General features: G+C 54.0%; 16 protein-coding genes. 14 read left to right on the top strand and 2 right to left on the bottom strand.

Annotated features, from left to right (window positions below; genetic code table 11):
* The 12 genes from FFR93_RS03055 to FFR93_RS03000 all read left to right on the top strand — a co-directional run bounded on the left by FFR93_RS03055 (position 1) and on the right by FFR93_RS03000 (position 13,300).
* Positions 1-1,038 carry a hypothetical protein gene (locus FFR93_RS03055; RefSeq protein WP_138391892.1) on the top strand — a complete coding sequence of 346 codons (1,038 nt, stop codon included), beginning with the start codon at positions 1-3 and terminating at the stop codon, positions 1,036-1,038.
* 5 nt (positions 1,039-1,043) lie between these two features.
* Positions 1,044-2,114 carry a hypothetical protein gene (locus tag FFR93_RS03050; protein ID WP_138391891.1) on the top strand — a complete coding sequence of 357 codons (1,071 nt, stop codon included), beginning with the start codon at positions 1,044-1,046 and terminating at the stop codon, positions 2,112-2,114.
* Between the two features lie 8 nt (positions 2,115-2,122).
* Entirely contained in the window at positions 2,123-3,151 is a 1,029-nt protein-coding gene (locus FFR93_RS03045; RefSeq protein ID WP_138391890.1) for a hypothetical protein, read from the top strand.
* A 404-nt stretch (positions 3,152-3,555) separates the two neighbouring features.
* Positions 3,556-4,413, top strand: a complete 858-nt coding sequence (locus FFR93_RS03040) for a hypothetical protein (protein WP_138391889.1) — start codon at positions 3,556-3,558, stop codon at positions 4,411-4,413.
* A complete protein-coding gene (locus FFR93_RS03035) occupies positions 4,394-4,732 on the top strand; it encodes a hypothetical protein (RefSeq protein WP_138391888.1) in 339 nt (112 codons plus the stop codon). Before FFR93_RS03040 ends, FFR93_RS03035 begins: the two co-directional genes overlap by 20 nt.
* A gap of 309 nt (positions 4,733-5,041) precedes the next feature.
* Complete coding sequence (locus FFR93_RS03030) at positions 5,042-6,646, top strand: ankyrin repeat domain-containing protein (RefSeq protein WP_138391887.1); 1,605 nt, start codon at positions 5,042-5,044, stop codon at positions 6,644-6,646.
* Positions 6,647-6,657: 11 nt separating this feature from the next.
* A complete protein-coding gene (locus FFR93_RS03025) occupies positions 6,658-7,614 on the top strand; it encodes a hypothetical protein (protein ID WP_138391886.1) in 957 nt (318 codons plus the stop codon).
* 1,648 nt (positions 7,615-9,262) lie between these two features.
* Entirely contained in the window at positions 9,263-9,745 is a 483-nt protein-coding gene (locus FFR93_RS03020) for a cupin domain-containing protein (RefSeq protein ID WP_171049046.1), read from the top strand.
* A gap of 522 nt (positions 9,746-10,267) precedes the next feature.
* Entirely contained in the window at positions 10,268-11,056 is a 789-nt protein-coding gene (locus tag FFR93_RS03015; protein WP_138391884.1) for a GNAT family N-acetyltransferase, read from the top strand.
* Positions 11,057-11,610: 554 nt separating this feature from the next.
* Positions 11,611-11,949: a hypothetical protein gene (locus FFR93_RS03010; RefSeq protein WP_138391883.1), complete on the top strand. Its 339-nt coding sequence runs from the start codon at positions 11,611-11,613 to the stop codon at positions 11,947-11,949.
* A 116-nt stretch (positions 11,950-12,065) separates the two neighbouring features.
* On the top strand, positions 12,066-12,407 hold the full coding sequence (locus FFR93_RS03005) for a hypothetical protein (protein ID WP_138391882.1): 342 nt from the start codon (positions 12,066-12,068) through the stop codon (positions 12,405-12,407).
* Between the two features lie 80 nt (positions 12,408-12,487).
* Positions 12,488-13,300 carry a hypothetical protein gene (locus tag FFR93_RS03000; protein ID WP_138391881.1) on the top strand — a complete coding sequence of 271 codons (813 nt, stop codon included), beginning with the start codon at positions 12,488-12,490 and terminating at the stop codon, positions 13,298-13,300.
* A 32-nt stretch (positions 13,301-13,332) separates the two neighbouring features.
* Here FFR93_RS03000 and FFR93_RS02995 read toward each other — a convergent pair whose 3' ends face one another.
* A complete protein-coding gene (locus FFR93_RS02995) occupies positions 13,333-13,833 on the bottom strand; it encodes a hypothetical protein (RefSeq protein WP_138391880.1) in 501 nt (166 codons plus the stop codon).
* A gap of 282 nt (positions 13,834-14,115) precedes the next feature.
* On the bottom strand, positions 14,116-14,460 hold the full coding sequence (locus FFR93_RS02990) for a hypothetical protein (protein ID WP_138391879.1): 345 nt from the start codon (positions 14,458-14,460) through the stop codon (positions 14,116-14,118).
* A gap of 179 nt (positions 14,461-14,639) precedes the next feature.
* Here FFR93_RS02990 and FFR93_RS02985 point away from each other — a divergent pair, with 179 nt between their 5' ends.
* On the top strand, positions 14,640-15,656 hold the full coding sequence (locus FFR93_RS02985) for a S1/P1 nuclease (protein WP_171049045.1): 1,017 nt from the start codon (positions 14,640-14,642) through the stop codon (positions 15,654-15,656).
* Complete coding sequence (locus FFR93_RS02980) at positions 15,653-16,255, top strand: hypothetical protein (protein ID WP_138391877.1); 603 nt, start codon at positions 15,653-15,655, stop codon at positions 16,253-16,255. Before FFR93_RS02985 ends, FFR93_RS02980 begins: the two co-directional genes overlap by 4 nt.
* The last annotated feature ends 197 nt before the right edge of the window (positions 16,256-16,452 follow it).

The raw sequence follows: 16,452 nt of genomic DNA, 5'->3' as shown, positions 1-16,452 counted from the left end.
ATGCATCAGCAGTCGATTAGAGTCCCGATCATTTTCAAAGCACAGGTCAAAAACGGCAACGAACGGAAATTCCGGGAGGCCTGGTTCGGCGAATGGGTCGATCTCGCGATCAACACGGCTGATTCAACCGAAGCGCCTGTAGCAGCAGAGTGGATGAATAAGGATATTTCGAAGCTGACGCCAGCCTGTGTTCGAGTGCTTGGCGATCAGCTTTACAGCCCTAAGAAAAATCGTCACGGAGAAGACCAGGCGAACCTTTCCACGTTTTCCAGTGACGATGTCAAATACGGCCGAGCACCGGTTGCTAGTGCTTTCGCCAATGCAACCCTTGCAATGGAACGCATGGCCTTTGAAAGCTTCATCAACGGGAGGATGACCACGGGCACCCTGGCGGATCAGAAAGAATATTACGGCGACACGAGAACGGAAGCCTTGGAAAAGGCACAAGCAATCGTTGGTGACTTGCTCGTAATCGATAACCTGCTCTGGGAGAAAACGAACGAGCCCGTCCTGTCCTTGACGGGGGACAATATGCACAGGGATAAGCATGTTGCCTACGAAGTCGAGTTCCCTTCAGGCAACTGGCAATCCCCGGGTCACAAATTCCGCCTCACCGAGTGGGAAGCCATGATCGCATTTGGCGAGCTTCTGATCCCGGCCACGGAGAATGGGGGCAATCGGTGGGTCTTCGACAAAGTCACTGACTTGAAGATACATATCCCGCAGGCGTTCAAGGCAAAGGTCGATCTAGACGCCATGGTGAAGCTGGCTGCGGAGGTCCTGAAATTCAGCAAAGATCAGGTCTTGGACGTTGGCCGCGAGGCGACGACCTTCTGGCACGACGTCAAAGATCAGCTCGAAGAAACAAAATCGACAAGGAGCAATGCTGATCTGGACCTGCTCAAGGAAGTGACGGAACGCCTAATTCTGGCCACCGATAACGATCCTTCAAGCCGGTTTCGTCGCGAGATTGCGGCAATGAGTGACCGCCTCGAAAACCGGATTATTGAGCGGTCCCAACCGGCATTGGGGCGTTAACGCCGATGAGTGATTATCCGGAAGTCGTCGTGCAGATTCCACTGATTTCCCAAGCTGAGGCAAAATACGGCCGAGAGCGCGCCTTTCGGACGGTGTATTACGGCGAATGGGTTCCGTTTTCCCTAAAACAGCTGGGGTCGGACGATGCGCCGGTCTTTGCCCGTTGGGATTACATGGGCGGCTGGTCAGACGCGCGTGAAGTCAAAGGGCGGGAAATCGTGCGCGTGTTCGAGGACCAATTTTACCGACCCTATCGAGGCGACCGTAATCGTCTAGCGAGTCCGCACTACGACACGAGCTGTCTGGAACAATGGGGCGACACCGGCGAGCGCACTACGCCACTCTTTGCCATTGCAGCCCTTGGAGGCGACGACCGGAAGAAAGCTCTAAGCGAATTCGTTAACGGCGAACTCTCTGCACTGTCACCGCAGGACGCCAAGGAAATCCGGGAACACACCTTGGATGCTGAAGCGACACGGCTGAAGACCTTAGGCTCTTCACTGATCATCGTTGATGGTAAGGTCTGGGAACGTTGCAATGAACCGCTGCTGGCGCTGGATTATCATATGGCCATGGGCAACTCCAGCGTCGACGTGGATGTCGTGTTTGGTGGCGAAAGCACTGACAGGGTGGAACTGTTTCGTTTGAACGACCGTGAGGGGCTCCTGGACTTCCTCCGGCTTATCCGCAAGCTCGACAACCCGCACCGCCAGGCACCTATCGTTGATAATGCGGCAAACATTGAAATCGAACTTCCACAAGTCATCTCGGCAGAACCGGAACGCCAAAGTCTTCTCAGAGTCTGCAAGAAGATCATTGCGGGTGCCGAGGACTCGATCCTCGCTCACGGAAAAGCCACAACGAACGCCTGGTTTGATCTTAAGGCCGTGGTTGAGGCGGCTGAAAAGGATCGTGACGTGGAATTGGACGAAGTCCTGGATGTCTTCAGGCACTTCGCTGCCGCACATGCCAAAACCGAACCGCTCGGCAATAACTACTACGAAGATCGCGTGGAACTTTACGCGAACCGCATCGAAAACCGGCCGCTGAAATCCGCCCACAGAAGAACACGATGAGAGGCACCATGACCCACGTAAAGATGAACCTGCCTTTCGAATATAAGGCCGATGTTGTTGCCCCGGGCAAGCGCACGCCTACCACGCGCCGGTTTACGGAGTGGTGCGAGGTCGAAATTGAAGCCGTTTCGAGCGCTGAAGCTCCTATTGCCGCGCGATGGCAGGAGTATCACAAGATAAAACGTGTCGAATATGCACGGGCACTCCGCCACTACAACGACGGATTCTATGCGCCAGCGGACGAATTCTCAATGAGAGGCGTTTTGACAATCGACAACAAAGACGATCCCGCCTGGTTCGCAGAAAAGACCCATCCAATGATCTCGGAAGAGTTGTTGAACGGGATTGCCGCTGCCAAACTGTACGGCGACCCGAAAGCTCACCCTTCCGATTTCCGCCACCAGGAAAATAACCGTCGAGACGAATATTTCCGGTCGTTCAAAAACAATGTCGACCGGCATATCTTCGTCAATGGAGACCTCTGGCAGCGTGTCTACGAACCCATCCTGACAGTGAGTATCTTTCCTGTCGGCAGCAACGATGTAGCGCGGGTCTCAATCCAGCAGTTTCAAGACATCGATCTGTTGGCGAAGCTTGAAAACCAGAACGCCGCCAATTTCTTTCGCTTTTCCTTCGCTGAGATCGATGCGCTGGATGATTTCATTGCCGTGAGGGCGGCTGATTACGATCCAACCTACTTCCAGCGCGAGGATAAGTTCTCCTCATTAGAGGTTTTGCTTCCGGACGCATTTCGCATCGATCTCTGCGCCAAAGATTGCAAGAGCTTCGCCTCTCTCCTGGTGGAGGGGGCTCATAATCTTCATGAGAAGGACACAAGGGCGATTCGATGCTACGCTGATCTCAAAGACGCTTGCGCTGCAGAAATTCAAAACCCGTCGCCAGAAATAAGCGACAGATTGATCACGGCGCTTGCAGGATATGCGGAGTTTGATGGCGATTTCCATAGAGGCATCGCACACGCCCTTGTTGAGCGGCATGCCATGCGCCCAGTTTCATCGATTGGAAACAGGATTTAATAGGAGATCACGGGGATTTCGGGAACGGAGTTCCGCCGATGGGCGAAGGCTGGTTACATTCGGGAATTCTTGCAGATGCCCATCGGCGGTAAAGCCGGGCCACGATATCTTGCAAGAGAGGCCAGAGAATTGGTCGAACGGTGCCGGTCGATGACGAAGGAGCCGACCCAACCCGGAATGCAGTCACTACTAACCTACAGTCGAGCTGCAGGGCTCAACATGGGAGACGTCTTAGTCATGGTTCGAGCAGGCAAGACGCAGCCGTCAGGTATCGATTTATCGAAAGAAGGGCTGCGGGCGCTGTATTTTTACTCACAGCGGTGAATCCGCGTTCGTCCCAGAGCGCTTTATCAGCTCCCTGCGGCATCACTTGTCGAAGGGATGGGATGGGTGTAATTTAGACTATGCGTAACTTCAGCTTCACGTTGGCATTGTTTTTTGGCTGCTCCACCAGCCAAGTATTTTCGGCGGAAAAATTCTTCGATGAAGTTGTCTTTGATTTTATAAATAAGACTGTGGTAGAAAAATATCCGGTTCCGGAAAATTTTGACATAAATAAAGTCTCAGTGCAAAGCTATGAGATACTGAGTATGAACATAATCTACTCAGACAATCCCTCTTATTCCAAAAAGGACGATAGGGTCATCGATCACAAAACTATCGAGAATTGCTCGGCCGATCCCTTTGAAGACAAAATTGATATCACTGAGGTTTCATCCATCGAAGTGGTCAAGCGATCCCTCCGGTTCTACCAACAAACAGCAAAGCTTACGAACTCGGTTACCATCAAGGGCGACGGCGGCTTCAAGGCTGGTGCCGCAGGAGGCTGGAATGCCACAATTTCAGGAGAGTTCAGCCAGACATTCTCGGACGAGGTTATAAATCGCAGTGAAGAGGAAATTACAGAAACTAAAAAGACAGAGGTGACCAAAAAGATTCAAAAAACGGTTGTAATCCCGAAGCATACCGTTCGAACCTACAAGGTTATTGAGCCTCGTGGCGCTTATGATATTGACTCTAGTAGTCGAATATTGATCGACGCGAAGGTAAAGGTTTCCTTCAAGCCTACAAAAGCATTTGCAGACAAGGCAAAAGCGCTTAAGGCGAGCGTGAGCATGCCTCCCAAAATTTTCAAACTTTCTGATTTTCAGACAAATCCCTCTGATCGGATAGTCCACTTCGCTGACAGCTTTATCTATTTGCCGTCTCCTGCGACAAAAGTATCTATACGGGATGAGAAGTATGAAGACTTCTGCAAATAGCTGGCTACGGATAGCGCTGGCGTTAAGCTGGTTTGGCTTAGACGGGGACTTCGCTTGGGCGCAGATGCATACTTTCGAAGAAAATGGAGAGGCAATCATTGACTGTCAGTGCCCGACGCCCAGTACGCATCTCGACTGTGGAGGAGCGACCAAACTAGAAGCTTTCTCTGCACGGATATTCATAAAAGAGGGATTGGCAGTCGATCTGGCTGACGTCTGTTTCAAAGAGAAAACTGATGGTATCGACGATCAAGGCCCCCTGTGCTGCGCGATGCCCAGGTCAGATTACTCCGGCAAAGTCGGGCAGATCGTAGAATGACTAGCAGCGAGAGTGTCATCGCGACCCGAGCATCGCGTCGACCGCGTCGATTTCTGCCCTCTTCGTGCTATGGATTCGCAGTCCGAATCTGCATGGCGGTTCTGCCGAACCCGCATTCGACCAAGGTGTCTTGCCAGCGTCTAACACGACGAGGCCACGCATGGTCCTCCTCGACCACCAGTTTCCACTTTTCGCCACATACATTTGAACTTTCGCCTCTTCAACCCTTGGCGTACAGTGGTATATCGCCAGGCGCAGATCATCATTGTGTGATCGGAAGGTGGCAATTGAGATTTGCTGGAGGGGCAAATGCTACGAGTGTCACGGGGGGATGCGCGTACTCGCGTAACGGCTTTCGTCGCTGCCATCTGTCTAGCGGTCTTTCCAATCACGTCGCTCGCGACCGGCCAAGAAGCGACCGTCGAGACGTCTAAATCTCCACAGCTCGACTTCTTCGATGGGTTAAGGGCTTGGGAATATGGCGAACGTCCACTCGCGGTCGGCGTTTGGCTCAACGCTGCCAAGGGCGGTGACTATAGGTCGATGCGCCGACTGGCGGAATTATACCAAAAGGGAGACGTTCTCCCCTACGACACGGCGCTCGCCTATATGTGGTTCAGGCTTGCTGCACGGTTCGGCGACGACACAGCGGCAGACCAAGCGTCGGGACTTCGGAGCGGACTCGACGAGAAGTCCCTACCAGGGATCGAGCAGGCTATTGCGGAATGGAAGCCTGTCGAGCCGAAACCCGTTAGCAAACAATCAGAACCCAAGGATGCTTCAGACCTGTTCGCTGCATGGGAACGCCGTGACATAGCCACGTTCCGCGCTTCCCTCGATGCTGGAGTGTCTCCTGATGTGACCAGCCGGTCGGGATCGCCCATTCTGTTCCTTGCTATTGCCTCTGGCGCAGATGAATTCTCCCAGGCTCTGCTCGATAAGGGTGCCAAGCCAAATGCGCGGCTCAAGCAAGGGCTCTATCCGCTCCATGTGGCTACTGCTGTAGGTAATGTTGTCGCCGTGAAGCAGTTACTCGCAAAGAGCGCCTCGGCATGCGTCAGGGACGACAATAAAGTCTATCCGCTGCAGATCGCCAAGAACAAAAAGAACGCCGAAATTGTCACTCTTTTGAAAGCCGACATGGAAGCACGTATGGCCTCATGCATCACGCCGTGTGACGAGATGGCGAGCCATCCATATGACCCCGACAAGCCCGTTGATCTAGCTGGAACAGATATCGACAACCTAAAGAAAGTTGGTACCGATGCCGTAGAGGCGTGCAAAGAGGCTTCTGAAGATTTTCCAAAAAGTAGACGTTTTGCTTATCAATTGGCGAGGTCGTTTGAGGCTTCCGGCAGCGGTCGAGATGCATTGAACTGGTTTAACAAAGCGATCCAACTGGGATCACCTCAAGCCATCGTAAGCGCGGGTATATATTACCTGGATGGTAAGTTTATAGAGAAAGACAATCAGAAGGCGATTCGCCTGTTTGAAGAGGCTGCCAACCTTGGCAATCCGTGGGCGATGGCTTGGATGGGGTGGGCGTATGAAAATGGGGAGGGGGTCAAGACGAATCTAGAAACCGCCCAGCGGTGGTATGAACGCGCCGCTAAATTAGGTAACTCAGACGCATATCTGTTTCTCGCGAGGGTTTTGTCAATAAAGTCGCGCGGCGAAGTCGATCACGATTCGGCCCTAAAGTATCTGCTCGTGGCATTTGCGTCGAAAAGGGAATGGATCATTGACATTTTTTTAGACGATGTAAAAAATGGCGTTTTCAATCGAAAAACACTTGTCGCTCTACAGCTAGTCTTGATCAAAAAAGGCTTCCTCACAGGCGATGCTGACGGAAAATTCGGCCCCAAAAGTCGTGACGCGCTTAAAGCTTACGAAGCTTCATTGAAGCAGCCATGAGAGGGCGAAAGATGCACTTGCAGCGAACCCTTCGAATTGTTCTCGGCTTTTCTGCCATGTTGTCGTTCACATTGGATGGCGACCACGCGTTCTCCCAGTCGCGTCCACTGTTGCCGTTCAATCCGACCAGTGACGAATGCGCCGACTTCACCAAAGAGTACGACGCCTATCTTGGCCAGTTGCGGGCGTCACATGAAAAATGCATGCGCGCCAACACCTTCGAGCCCTACAACACATATGCCGAGACTTGCCCTGGTAGACTGCAAGTGCCCCGTCAATGTGTTTCCGTTCAAACGCAGTATTCGTGTGCAATAGCAGCATTTGGGGCAGAGGTAAATGATTGCTACTCCCGTGTACATGTCGACGAGGACGACCCAAAAAACATAATTCGGGACAACCTCTTTGAGAGAACGTTTCACCTCAACGACCGCGATGCGTGGTTACAAACTCCAGCTTTTGTGGGCGACTACGAAAATCTCCGAACCTCACTCAACGAAAGCAACCCCCCCAATGAGCGAATACTGAGCGCACTGTCCCTGTTGTCAAGCCCGCTGCTCGGAGACGGTGCGCTCGCGGAGTTTCAGCAGGAACAACTCGAACTCGCAGCGAAGACCACATCCGACATCCAGCAAAGCCAGCTGAACAAGATTATCGAGGAAATCAGCGCCATCGGGACGTCATCTGACACCGTGCCAACGGATCAACCATCCGGCCCCGAGGAGACTATTGCGAGTGTGGCGAAACTGACAAGTGATATTGCCGCCGCGAATAACGCAAAGGCGAAGAAGGACCAGCCGAGGATCAATACAACAGCGCCAACCAAAGCGCACGCCTGTCCGAAAGGAACATCGTGGTCTCTCCGGATAGGGCCATCATCGCGTCTTGAGTGGAATTGCTTCTGCCCGCCCGGCACCCAATTTGATAGCATTGATTTCTATAATGGGCGGACCACGTCATTCTGCCAATAGTCTTAGCCATCGGCGAGACTGGGCGAACGAAGAGAAGGATCGGTCTGCAGGGTAGGGAAGCTCGCGAGACGACTACAAGTTCAATGCCGGTCTCGCTATGAGCGGCAGACATCTCTCTGTTGCACTGCTTTCCGCGCTGAAACGGATGGGACCGAGAATCTCATGACTGGGTACTGGAGAGCGACGCCCAGCAGTCCACCACATGCTTCTCTATTTGATCCAGATTGAGGACCACCGCCACCTGGGCAGGGCCGGTGCTTTTTCAGAGTTATGCCGCCGTGCTCCCTCGCCGTGGCCTTCCATCAGAAGCTTTGGGATGTGACATCCACTGGCAAGAAAATCGCCGATCTCCCGTTTGCGGACGATTTCGCGCCTCCATCCGAAGATCGGCGCAGTCCTGTAACACACGAAGTAGGCCTCATCGTCTTTGAAGGCATGCACACCAATTTGCGTCAGACTACGAAATTGCCACAGTCAGGCATTGAGGTTTCCCTTTTTGCCTGACTTGCCTCTGCAATACCTGTCTTACAAAAATAGCTCTCGCCGAAAATTATCCTCGGGATATGAGTGCAATCTGCAAGAGGTAGCTGACCACCTCCAGCCCCCTGGCAAGGAGTTCTACTAAGGGGGTCCATCTGTTTAAATCGGGTAGTCTCATCTCTGCACACTCCTATGACCTTGGTGCTTGTGGGTTGCAGCAAGGGATACAGAGAATGGATCACACTTCACAAAAGTGACTTCCCATCAGCTGACGACGGCACGCCAATGTCGTCGTCAGCCCGCATCCTTTACTGTTTTCATCGTTCCTGATGCGCGTGCAAGATTCGATGGCGTGGCCCATAAAGTCGGAAGACGTCCAAATTTCCCGCTGGAGCGGTATCTTGCCCGTATCCTCCAAGACGATCCGAACAGTTAAATGCTCTCAGGATCGAGTTGATGGAACAACAGAACCCGGACAAATAGCAAAATCATTTCCAAAGATGCTGAGTCCAGGACGCAAATCTTCTAAAGCCCTCGAAGACGTTTAGCCCGTTCGGCTATCTCTCATGTCACACTTGCGAGAGAAAAACATTTCAGCAGATTTCCGCCGATGGGTGCTGCCGGAGAAGAGGTATTTCCTCAGTACGTTTCACTCGACCGTTGATTGCGAATCCTACAGCGGAGTTCGACCTGACGGACATCATTGAATGCGGGACATCTTCATTCACCGGGCAGACTTGTGACGGTGACTGCGCTGAAAGGAAGTGTTCGGACGATTCCGGTCAGACGTGAAGTTTTACGCCTCCATTCCGGGCGGATGCGATGCTCATTCCGGAAAATACTGGAGCCCAGCGCGATTTTCGCAATGTTTACAGCGATGGCGATCCCGCTCGGATGTGAAGCTCGACAAATTTAACGAGCTTCACATCCACCCGGAACAACCTCAATCGATCCGGAATTAACCTCGCATCTGAGCGGCGAGCATCACATCGATCCGGAACATGGTCAGACGATCCGACAGTTGTTCGGAGCGAATGACGGCGAGATCGTCTTGTCCGCTCTTTGGAGAGAAAGTTACGGGTTGAGACTGTCTATCTTTGCTAATTCAGCAGCAAGTTTAACAGCCTCCAGAAGTATGCTATGCATATCGCAACGGGGGGGGGTGGCAATGTCTAGTTTCCGGAATGCAGTCGTCTCTTTGCCTGGCAAAGAGCGCGTCGCGAAAACGCCGTTTGGTGCGAAGGTTGTTATCCACGCCACGGCCGCCGAAACTGGTGGCGCATTCGGGATGTGGGAGACCTTCACTCCGCCGGGTCATGGCCCAGCCCCTCACGTTCACACCCGGGAGACCGAAGTTTTTCGCGTAATTCGTGGCCTCTATCGTTTCCAATGCGGTGATGAGGAGTTCGACGCACCTCCGGGGACCGTCGTCGTTCTGCCACCGCATGTGCGGCACAGCTGGCGAAATATAAGCGACGAACCCGGCCAGATGTTCGGCACTGTCGTGCCGGGCGGTTGCGAGCAGTTGTTTATCGACATCGAGGCTTCTGCGGCCGACACTCCCGAGAAAATTGCGGTGATTGAAGCCCGTCTAGGTATCGCAAATGAAATGACGCTGGCGCTTGGATTGACGGGTTCCATTACCAGCTAATGGTGAGACTCTGCCGATTTCTATCCGCTTTGGGTGGGATTGTGCGAACTGAGGTGCACGAAATGACACTCAGGATGGAAGGTCAACCGCTCCTGTTGCAGGTAGCAGTTTGGGGTTGTGTCGGTGCATTTCTCATAAGCTTCGCTATCGCTCTCTGGACGAACGTCGCGGCGTTCAGTCGGACCGGGGGCATAGTAAATCGGGCGGAGGACCAGGGCCTTAGCTGGGGAGAACGGCAGGGTCGTAAGTCCAGCCGCTTCGGCAGGTTCTTTGTCGCCGAGGAATTTCGTTCGTTGCGCAGGTTAGCTTACAGCGCGTGGACAGGTGTGGCTTTGTCTTTCGGTTTTCTTCTGTTGTTGATCTTTCTGTTCGGCGACAAAACGCCTCATTAGGGGGCTCAACCGGCATTTTTTGGCTCCGCTCCCAAACGTGAGGTTTTCTAGCTCATGATAATGACTGAAGCCCAATCCCGACAACACGGCTGTTGCTTCAGGCGGCCGATCAGGACCAATGCGAGGGGCAATGAACTACTACGGCACTGAGAAACAGCAACGTCTCCAGCGCCAGTGTGATGAGGCGCAGTCGATGATTGCGGTCACGCCCGGCCTTGTACAGGCGGGAAGGTTCTTCTCCGTCGATGATATAGACCGCATCGACTGGGCTTTCGTCGAAGACCGCCTGGCGAACGACGGTGTTTTCGGCTTTCGCATGGTGCCGTCCAATCGGGTCGAGGAAATCCGCGAGAAGTTGGGATCGTCTTATCGGCTGGACCTGTGGAGCGTCTTTAGCGCTAATCGGGATACGGCAATCGCCGCCTGTACTTCAGTCTTGCAATCTGGTCTGCCCGACGGCCTGAAACGCATCGACCTGACCAATAACTCCGAGGGCGAGGCGATCAGGCTAATTCAGACTTGCATGGCCGAAAACAGCATCGCGCCGTTCTCTGGCGCGATGCTGATCGGCAACGTGTTGCCCGCAGCCACGCTCGCGTTCGCGGACGCCGACGGCCACATCGTTGCGACGGCACATGCGAACATGGGCTTCAATTCGCACAGCAGACATCGAAGCACCGCGTGGGTGGGGCTGATCACGGTTGCGCCGCAGGCGCGTGGACGCGGCCTCGGCCGTTCCATCAATGCAATGGCGATCATGGCAGCGGTCGAAGACCTGGGCGCGGATGCAGTCGTCGAGTTCGTGCACGCCGACAACACGGTTTCGCGCCGTATGATAGAGGCCTGCGGTCTACGACTCGACCCAAGGCTCGTCTGCGGCCTGGCCGTACCAACAGTCGACGCTCGCTTTACAACTTAGGCAATCATATCGCGACAGGGCTTATCGACGGCCTTTTGTGATCCGCGTAGATAGCGGGGCATCCACTCGAAAGTAGATGTCCCGATTACCGCTATTCGCTTGTCGCCCAATCCTGAAATTCGCCTATCCCGTGGAGGAATGTTTCGAGCGGCTTTGGTAAATCACCGTGGCACGTGCGTTTCCGGGTCACTCCGAAGCGGTCGTCAACACGAGGGGCAACGCCAAAGGAGGAGGGCAGTCGTTCGTCCTCCAGCCTCCCGCCACCTCCAGATCGCGGAGCAACGGAGGCATCGGGGGATTGCACTCCCCAGGCAACCATCCCGTGGTGACGGTGAGAATGCCGGTCAGTGCGGGGCCCCTGAGAAAAGCGACACCCATTGGTGGTATCCCTTTTTGGACGTGATGACCCTTCAAATCCTCGACTGCCCTTCAGATTGCGGCGAGTTTGCCAGGCCTGATGATACTCGTCAAATCACTCAATCGGGTTAATAGACTCAACCGCAGGTATGCGCCACTGTGCCTGCTTGGGTCTACAGAAAGGGAAGTCGTCGGTTATGAAATATGCAAAGTTGTTTTGCTTCGTGGCTTCCATGACATTGTTTTCGGCCAATCAAGCATTCGCGTTCACTCTTACCCGTCGTATAAGAGTCCCGGACTGGATGGACATTTATTTCGCCGAACTACTGTTTGCCCTTTCAATCAGCTATTTCGGGGTGATGGTGACGAAACCGCGCGGAGTGCCCTTTAAGCAGCTCGCCCAGGTGCAAATTTCTCCTCTCGCAAACTTCTTTCGCGTGCTCTGTCTCATCATGGTCTGGATGCTCGTCCTTATGTTTTTTGCAGGCATGTTCCTTCGTCGGTACGCAGAGTTCTCGGCTAGGTTTGCTTCCTGATCTGCTTGTGGCGCAAATGGATGAGATGGGAAAGAATTGAGCAAGGATAGGCGGTTAACGCGGTCGATTCAGAAACTATATTCGCCCAACGGTCTTGAAAGGGAGTCCAGTCCGCGATGAAACTTCCGGTTGCTGCAGCTGTTATATGCTCCCTTACAGTCGTTGTTTCTGCACAAGAACAGAAGCGACGCGTCCCAAGATACCATTTTTTCCACTGCACTGCCGTGCACAGGATTTTAGCGGAAGCCTACAAGCAAATAGGTGACAAGGTCTCTGAGGCAGTCCAGAGGGAAAAGGCCGACCGTCGTTATCAAGAAGGCAAAAAAGACTTGATTGAGGTAGGTAAAGACCCGTCGGAGGCGGAGGGAAGAGTGCGGAAATACGTTGACAAAATCATTGGCGAGCTAGAGGCGGACCCTGGGAAAATCCGGGTCTTCGTGTTTGGCTGTAATGAATAACACATCCCAGGTTCGCGGTTGAGTAGGGCGTCGTCTCACGAAACAACAACGAGTCGAGTCGGTCTGGGAAGGCCCGCTAAGTGTCACGGTTTGCTCTCCACTTCTCGATCACCCTTATCCTGACGATACTCACGCAGCTCGGTGGTCTCGCATATCTCGCGGCTCTCATGGCGACGCATGCATTGGGGATCAGGCGATTCCTGATAAAGGTCGCAGTGTTCCTGTTTTGCTATGCTGGTGCAGCATTCCTATCGAGCCTCATCGCCCCGACGCTTGGACGGGTTCCCCTGTCCTGTTTTGCAGACGCCACGGACAGGCTCGTGGTCCGCTCCCCAATCTACTGCTTGTTCAACCGCAACTACGTCACGCCGCCTATGCGCGACTTGGCAAGGGCGCTGGCGGAACACATGGACAGAGAATTTCCAGGAACTGTTACGGTCGCATTGGATGCCAATTTCCCGTTCATGGACGGTTTTCCGCTGCTTCCTCATCTGTCGCATGACGATGGAAAAAAGCTCGACCTCGCGTTCTACTACAAGGATGTGGAGGGCGCGTTCTTGAATGGCACGACGCGGTCGCCGGTCGGTTACTTTGCTTTCGAGCAACCTGCCGCCGACGAAGAACAGCCGTGCGTCGGAAGGAGCGACTGGCTGACCGGACGATGGAACCTCGATGGCCTGCAGCCTCTATTTCCAGCTTATCGAATTGAAGAGCAGCGGACCGCTTCTGCCATCCGTTGGCTCACCACGGAGGGGGTTGCCCGGTTCGGCTTGGAGAAGGTCTTCATAGAGCCTCATGTCAAGAATGCGCTGGGCATCACCGACGGCCATGTGCGATTTCAAGGATGTCGTGCCGCGCGTCACGACGATCATATTCATATCCAGATTGAGTAACTGAAAGCTGTCCGCACTGGAAGGCGCTAAGATTAACGTCGATAGTGCATCTCAGCCCAAAGATGAAAAAGAGGAACACCCAGGGTCAAACCATACACCAGAAATCGGAACACTCTCTCATCGAACAGGTCCGTTGTCAGACCCGGTAAAAGGGCATTGGTCGCGATTAGAGGAAGAACTGCCCAGGCGAGGCAGCTCCAAAAGCTATGACGATGTTTCCGCAGTTCGGCCGCGCCTTGGCTCACAAAGACCAGTGACAAGGACAGGAACTTCACGAGCGCAGTCGCGCCCATGCCTATCAGGGCGGCGGCCGCCCCTGAAAGGGCCATTACGACCAATGTCATTCCGGGTGTCTGCGGTATGTCGAATGAGATGCTGGCCGCTAGCATTGGGACGGAGCAAAGAAACACAATAAACGCGCTGGGGCCCACCAAGAATGTCCATGAGGCCAGAGCAATGGTCGGAGGCAATGCGAAGATGACGAGTTCCAGGACAAAGAGCGTTCGGCTCGATTTTTCAGATATGCTCACCATGCCCCACTCATACTCGCCGCCTCGTCTACCACTAGCACAACTTCAAAGAGAGTGTTAGCAGATGGTCTCTCTTTTCTTGATGCTCAGAGGCGATCATTGGCGTTGCAGATGATCAGCTTCCGGGAACCGCTATCTAGGAATGCCATCGCACCTATCGCCACGGCTCGCCAGTCCATCGAGCCGAGCAATTCCGTCCGATCTGAACTGAATAGCCTCCGATCGAACAGTCAAAATGTCTTGACGCAAGGTGTGGTTTTGCCTGGAGAGTTCTCAAACTCCGCGTCATAGCGCCCAACCTTCGGTCATCGCTCCAACGCGATCCGTGAGGGTCTTCGTACCTTCAATCATTGATGCCATCTTCATGAGCATCTGTCTTTGGAAATCAGCGTCGTCGGTCATGCGGGTTACTCGATCCTGGTTCTGAACGAAAATAGGCCGCCTTTCGCAAGTTACAAGCATAGCCCTCGCCACAGGAATGTTGCACTGCAGGACTCGTTCCCAACCGCTTGCACGGGCACGAATCGGAATCATGCTGTGCAGCACGGTGCGATGATAGGCGGCAGCGGCCGAATGAAAGGAGGATGCCATGATGAACGATTGGGCGGCGGGATGATGGGGAATGGGCATCGTGGCGCTCGTAAAGTATGTGTTCCTCCGTTGACAATACGTTCGCGTCGTACGCGCTCACCGGTGCGCATGCGGTTCAGTTCGCATAATGCGATCAACTTCAACGTTATTGAGCGGGCCTTTTCTTTCTCCATAGTTGCGATATGATCCCGCTGTCTTTGGCTCGTAGGGGGTGCGACATGGGACGCTTCGGCTCAGTGTTTTTTGTTTTCGCTTTGGTTCTTGTAGGCTGTTCGTCCATTCCGAGGACTGCCTTGGCTTGGGGCGAGTTCGGTCATCTGACGGTCTGCGACTTAGCTTATCGCAATCTCACCGATGCATCGCGAGATGAGCTGAAGCGCATTTTCCACGCAGGGCAGGGTGGCATCACCGTTCATGCAAAAGATGGGACGGAGCTTCGGCATTACACGTCGTTCAATGTCGGCTGCTTGGAGGAGGACGAGAGGCCGCGTAAACACGCAGCTGATCACTTTGTGAACGTTGACCGCACGACAACGTCGATTCCTGCTGCGAGCTGCCCTGTTGGTGGTTCCTGCATCTTCGCTGGAATTGACCGCGACCTCACAATTCTGAAGGATCGGTCGAAGTCTGATGAAGATCGGGTCTTCGCCTTGATGGCGGTTGGACATTGGATCGGGGACATCCACCAGCCACTCCACATCTCTTTCGCGGACGACAAGGGCGGAAACGCGATCAAAGCCAGGGTTGTCGGCGGATGCGGGACTTCCTCTTATCGGCCTGGGAATTTGCATGCCATATGGGATGGATGCTTATTGGAGGCCGGTCTCTTTCAAAAGGTTCGGAACCGCGCCGACTTTAAATCGACTTGGGGCAGGCGGACGATCACTTACCGCGCAGTCGATACGCTTCTTGCCAACACAAGCCTCGCCGAGGAACAGGCTATGGTGGGAACCGATCCTGCTGTCTGGGCCAATGAGTCTTTCCAGATTACGCTGCAGCCCGACGTCCAATACTGCGTGAAATCCGGCAATGCCTGCCATTACTCAGACACCCAAGCGAGCCTTGGCCCGGACGATGAAGAGCGAAAGGTATCGTTGGGCAGCGATTACCTGGAGCAGTACGCACCTATTGCAGAAGACCGCGTGCGCTTGGCTGGGTTCCGACTGGCGCACCTGATCAATCTTGCGTTGGATACAGCGTACCAGGGACCTGCAAAGGACTCGTTGCAGCCGTGAAGCGCTCTCACATCCGATACCGGCTGAATTTTCTTCTTGCTGCACTGTTCGTTGCTCTAACCGGCGGGACAGCGTCAGCCAGCATGGCGTTGAGCGAATGCAAGGACGTCTCCGACTTGGCCACGGTAGAATTCGATGACACCCTGATTGTCACCTTGTTTTCGGACCGGAATCAGCGTGTTTGCCGGTTTAGCGTGGCTTTGCCGCCGAACCTTTCATCGTCCGCTGACCCCGGATTGGCGGCGACCTATAACGCCATCGGCGTCCTGGGGACCATTAGTAGCGAGTTCAAGGCGGGGACGCCGGAGCAAGCGGACGCGCTCCGCTCGAAGTTCGCCCCGGTACTCTCTGACGCATTCGTTCGACCTTTGACGGAAGGTAATCTTCGCACCGAGAAAGCGGGACCATTAATCGAAGCGATACAGACAGACGAAGGCCGAAATCTGATTGAGCGTTGCGTATCTGAAGCTTTACCAGGTCGGCAACCCTTTGCCGACGAGCGACGGCTCATCTCGTGTGGCACAATCGGGGAGAGAGGTTTCGGCATCCAGGCTCGGTTCGAAGACTTGTCGTTCTCCCTTCTTTTCCCGGCTTACTGAAATGCCCGATTGGCGGAGATGTCTCAAATCACTTTGGGAATGGCTGAAGGAGGGCATTCCAGGTGATATCCGGTCCATAGTCGTTAGTTCCGTAGTCGCAGCCGTAATCACGATGGTGACGACCGCTTGGATCGGTCCGGAACCACTCCATTTCTCCGCGTTCGCGAATGCTCAGGGGTATACGCAGCCGCTGGAGC

It is taken from the genome of Rhizobium sp. MHM7A (genome assembly GCF_005862215.1).
Classification (GTDB): domain Bacteria; phylum Pseudomonadota; class Alphaproteobacteria; order Rhizobiales; family Rhizobiaceae; genus Rhizobium; species Rhizobium bangladeshense.
Note: the sequence above shows the minus strand (reverse complement) of the source record. Positions and strands in the feature narration are given on the sequence as shown.

Coding starts and splice junctions, on each gene's coding strand:
- FFR93_RS03055 (WP_138391892.1), top strand. CDS start 1: ATGCATCAGCAGTCGATTAGAGTCCCGATCATTTTCAAAGCACAGGTC.
- FFR93_RS03050 (WP_138391891.1), top strand. CDS start 1,044: ATGAGTGATTATCCGGAAGTCGTCGTGCAGATTCCACTGATTTCCCAA.
- FFR93_RS03045 (WP_138391890.1), top strand. CDS start 2,123: ATGACCCACGTAAAGATGAACCTGCCTTTCGAATATAAGGCCGATGTT.
- FFR93_RS03040 (WP_138391889.1), top strand. CDS start 3,556: ATGCGTAACTTCAGCTTCACGTTGGCATTGTTTTTTGGCTGCTCCACC.
- FFR93_RS03035 (WP_138391888.1), top strand. CDS start 4,394: ATGAAGACTTCTGCAAATAGCTGGCTACGGATAGCGCTGGCGTTAAGC.
- FFR93_RS03030 (WP_138391887.1), top strand. CDS start 5,042: ATGCTACGAGTGTCACGGGGGGATGCGCGTACTCGCGTAACGGCTTTC.
- FFR93_RS03025 (WP_138391886.1), top strand. CDS start 6,658: ATGCACTTGCAGCGAACCCTTCGAATTGTTCTCGGCTTTTCTGCCATG.
- FFR93_RS03020 (WP_171049046.1), top strand. CDS start 9,263: ATGTCTAGTTTCCGGAATGCAGTCGTCTCTTTGCCTGGCAAAGAGCGC.
- FFR93_RS03015 (WP_138391884.1), top strand. CDS start 10,268: ATGAACTACTACGGCACTGAGAAACAGCAACGTCTCCAGCGCCAGTGT.
- FFR93_RS03010 (WP_138391883.1), top strand. CDS start 11,611: ATGAAATATGCAAAGTTGTTTTGCTTCGTGGCTTCCATGACATTGTTT.
- FFR93_RS03005 (WP_138391882.1), top strand. CDS start 12,066: ATGAAACTTCCGGTTGCTGCAGCTGTTATATGCTCCCTTACAGTCGTT.
- FFR93_RS02995 (WP_138391880.1), bottom strand. CDS start 13,833: ATGGTGAGCATATCTGAAAAATCGAGCCGAACGCTCTTTGTCCTGGAA.
- FFR93_RS02990 (WP_138391879.1), bottom strand. CDS start 14,460: ATGCCCATTCCCCATCATCCCGCCGCCCAATCGTTCATCATGGCATCC.
- FFR93_RS02985 (WP_171049045.1), top strand. CDS start 14,640: ATGGGACGCTTCGGCTCAGTGTTTTTTGTTTTCGCTTTGGTTCTTGTA.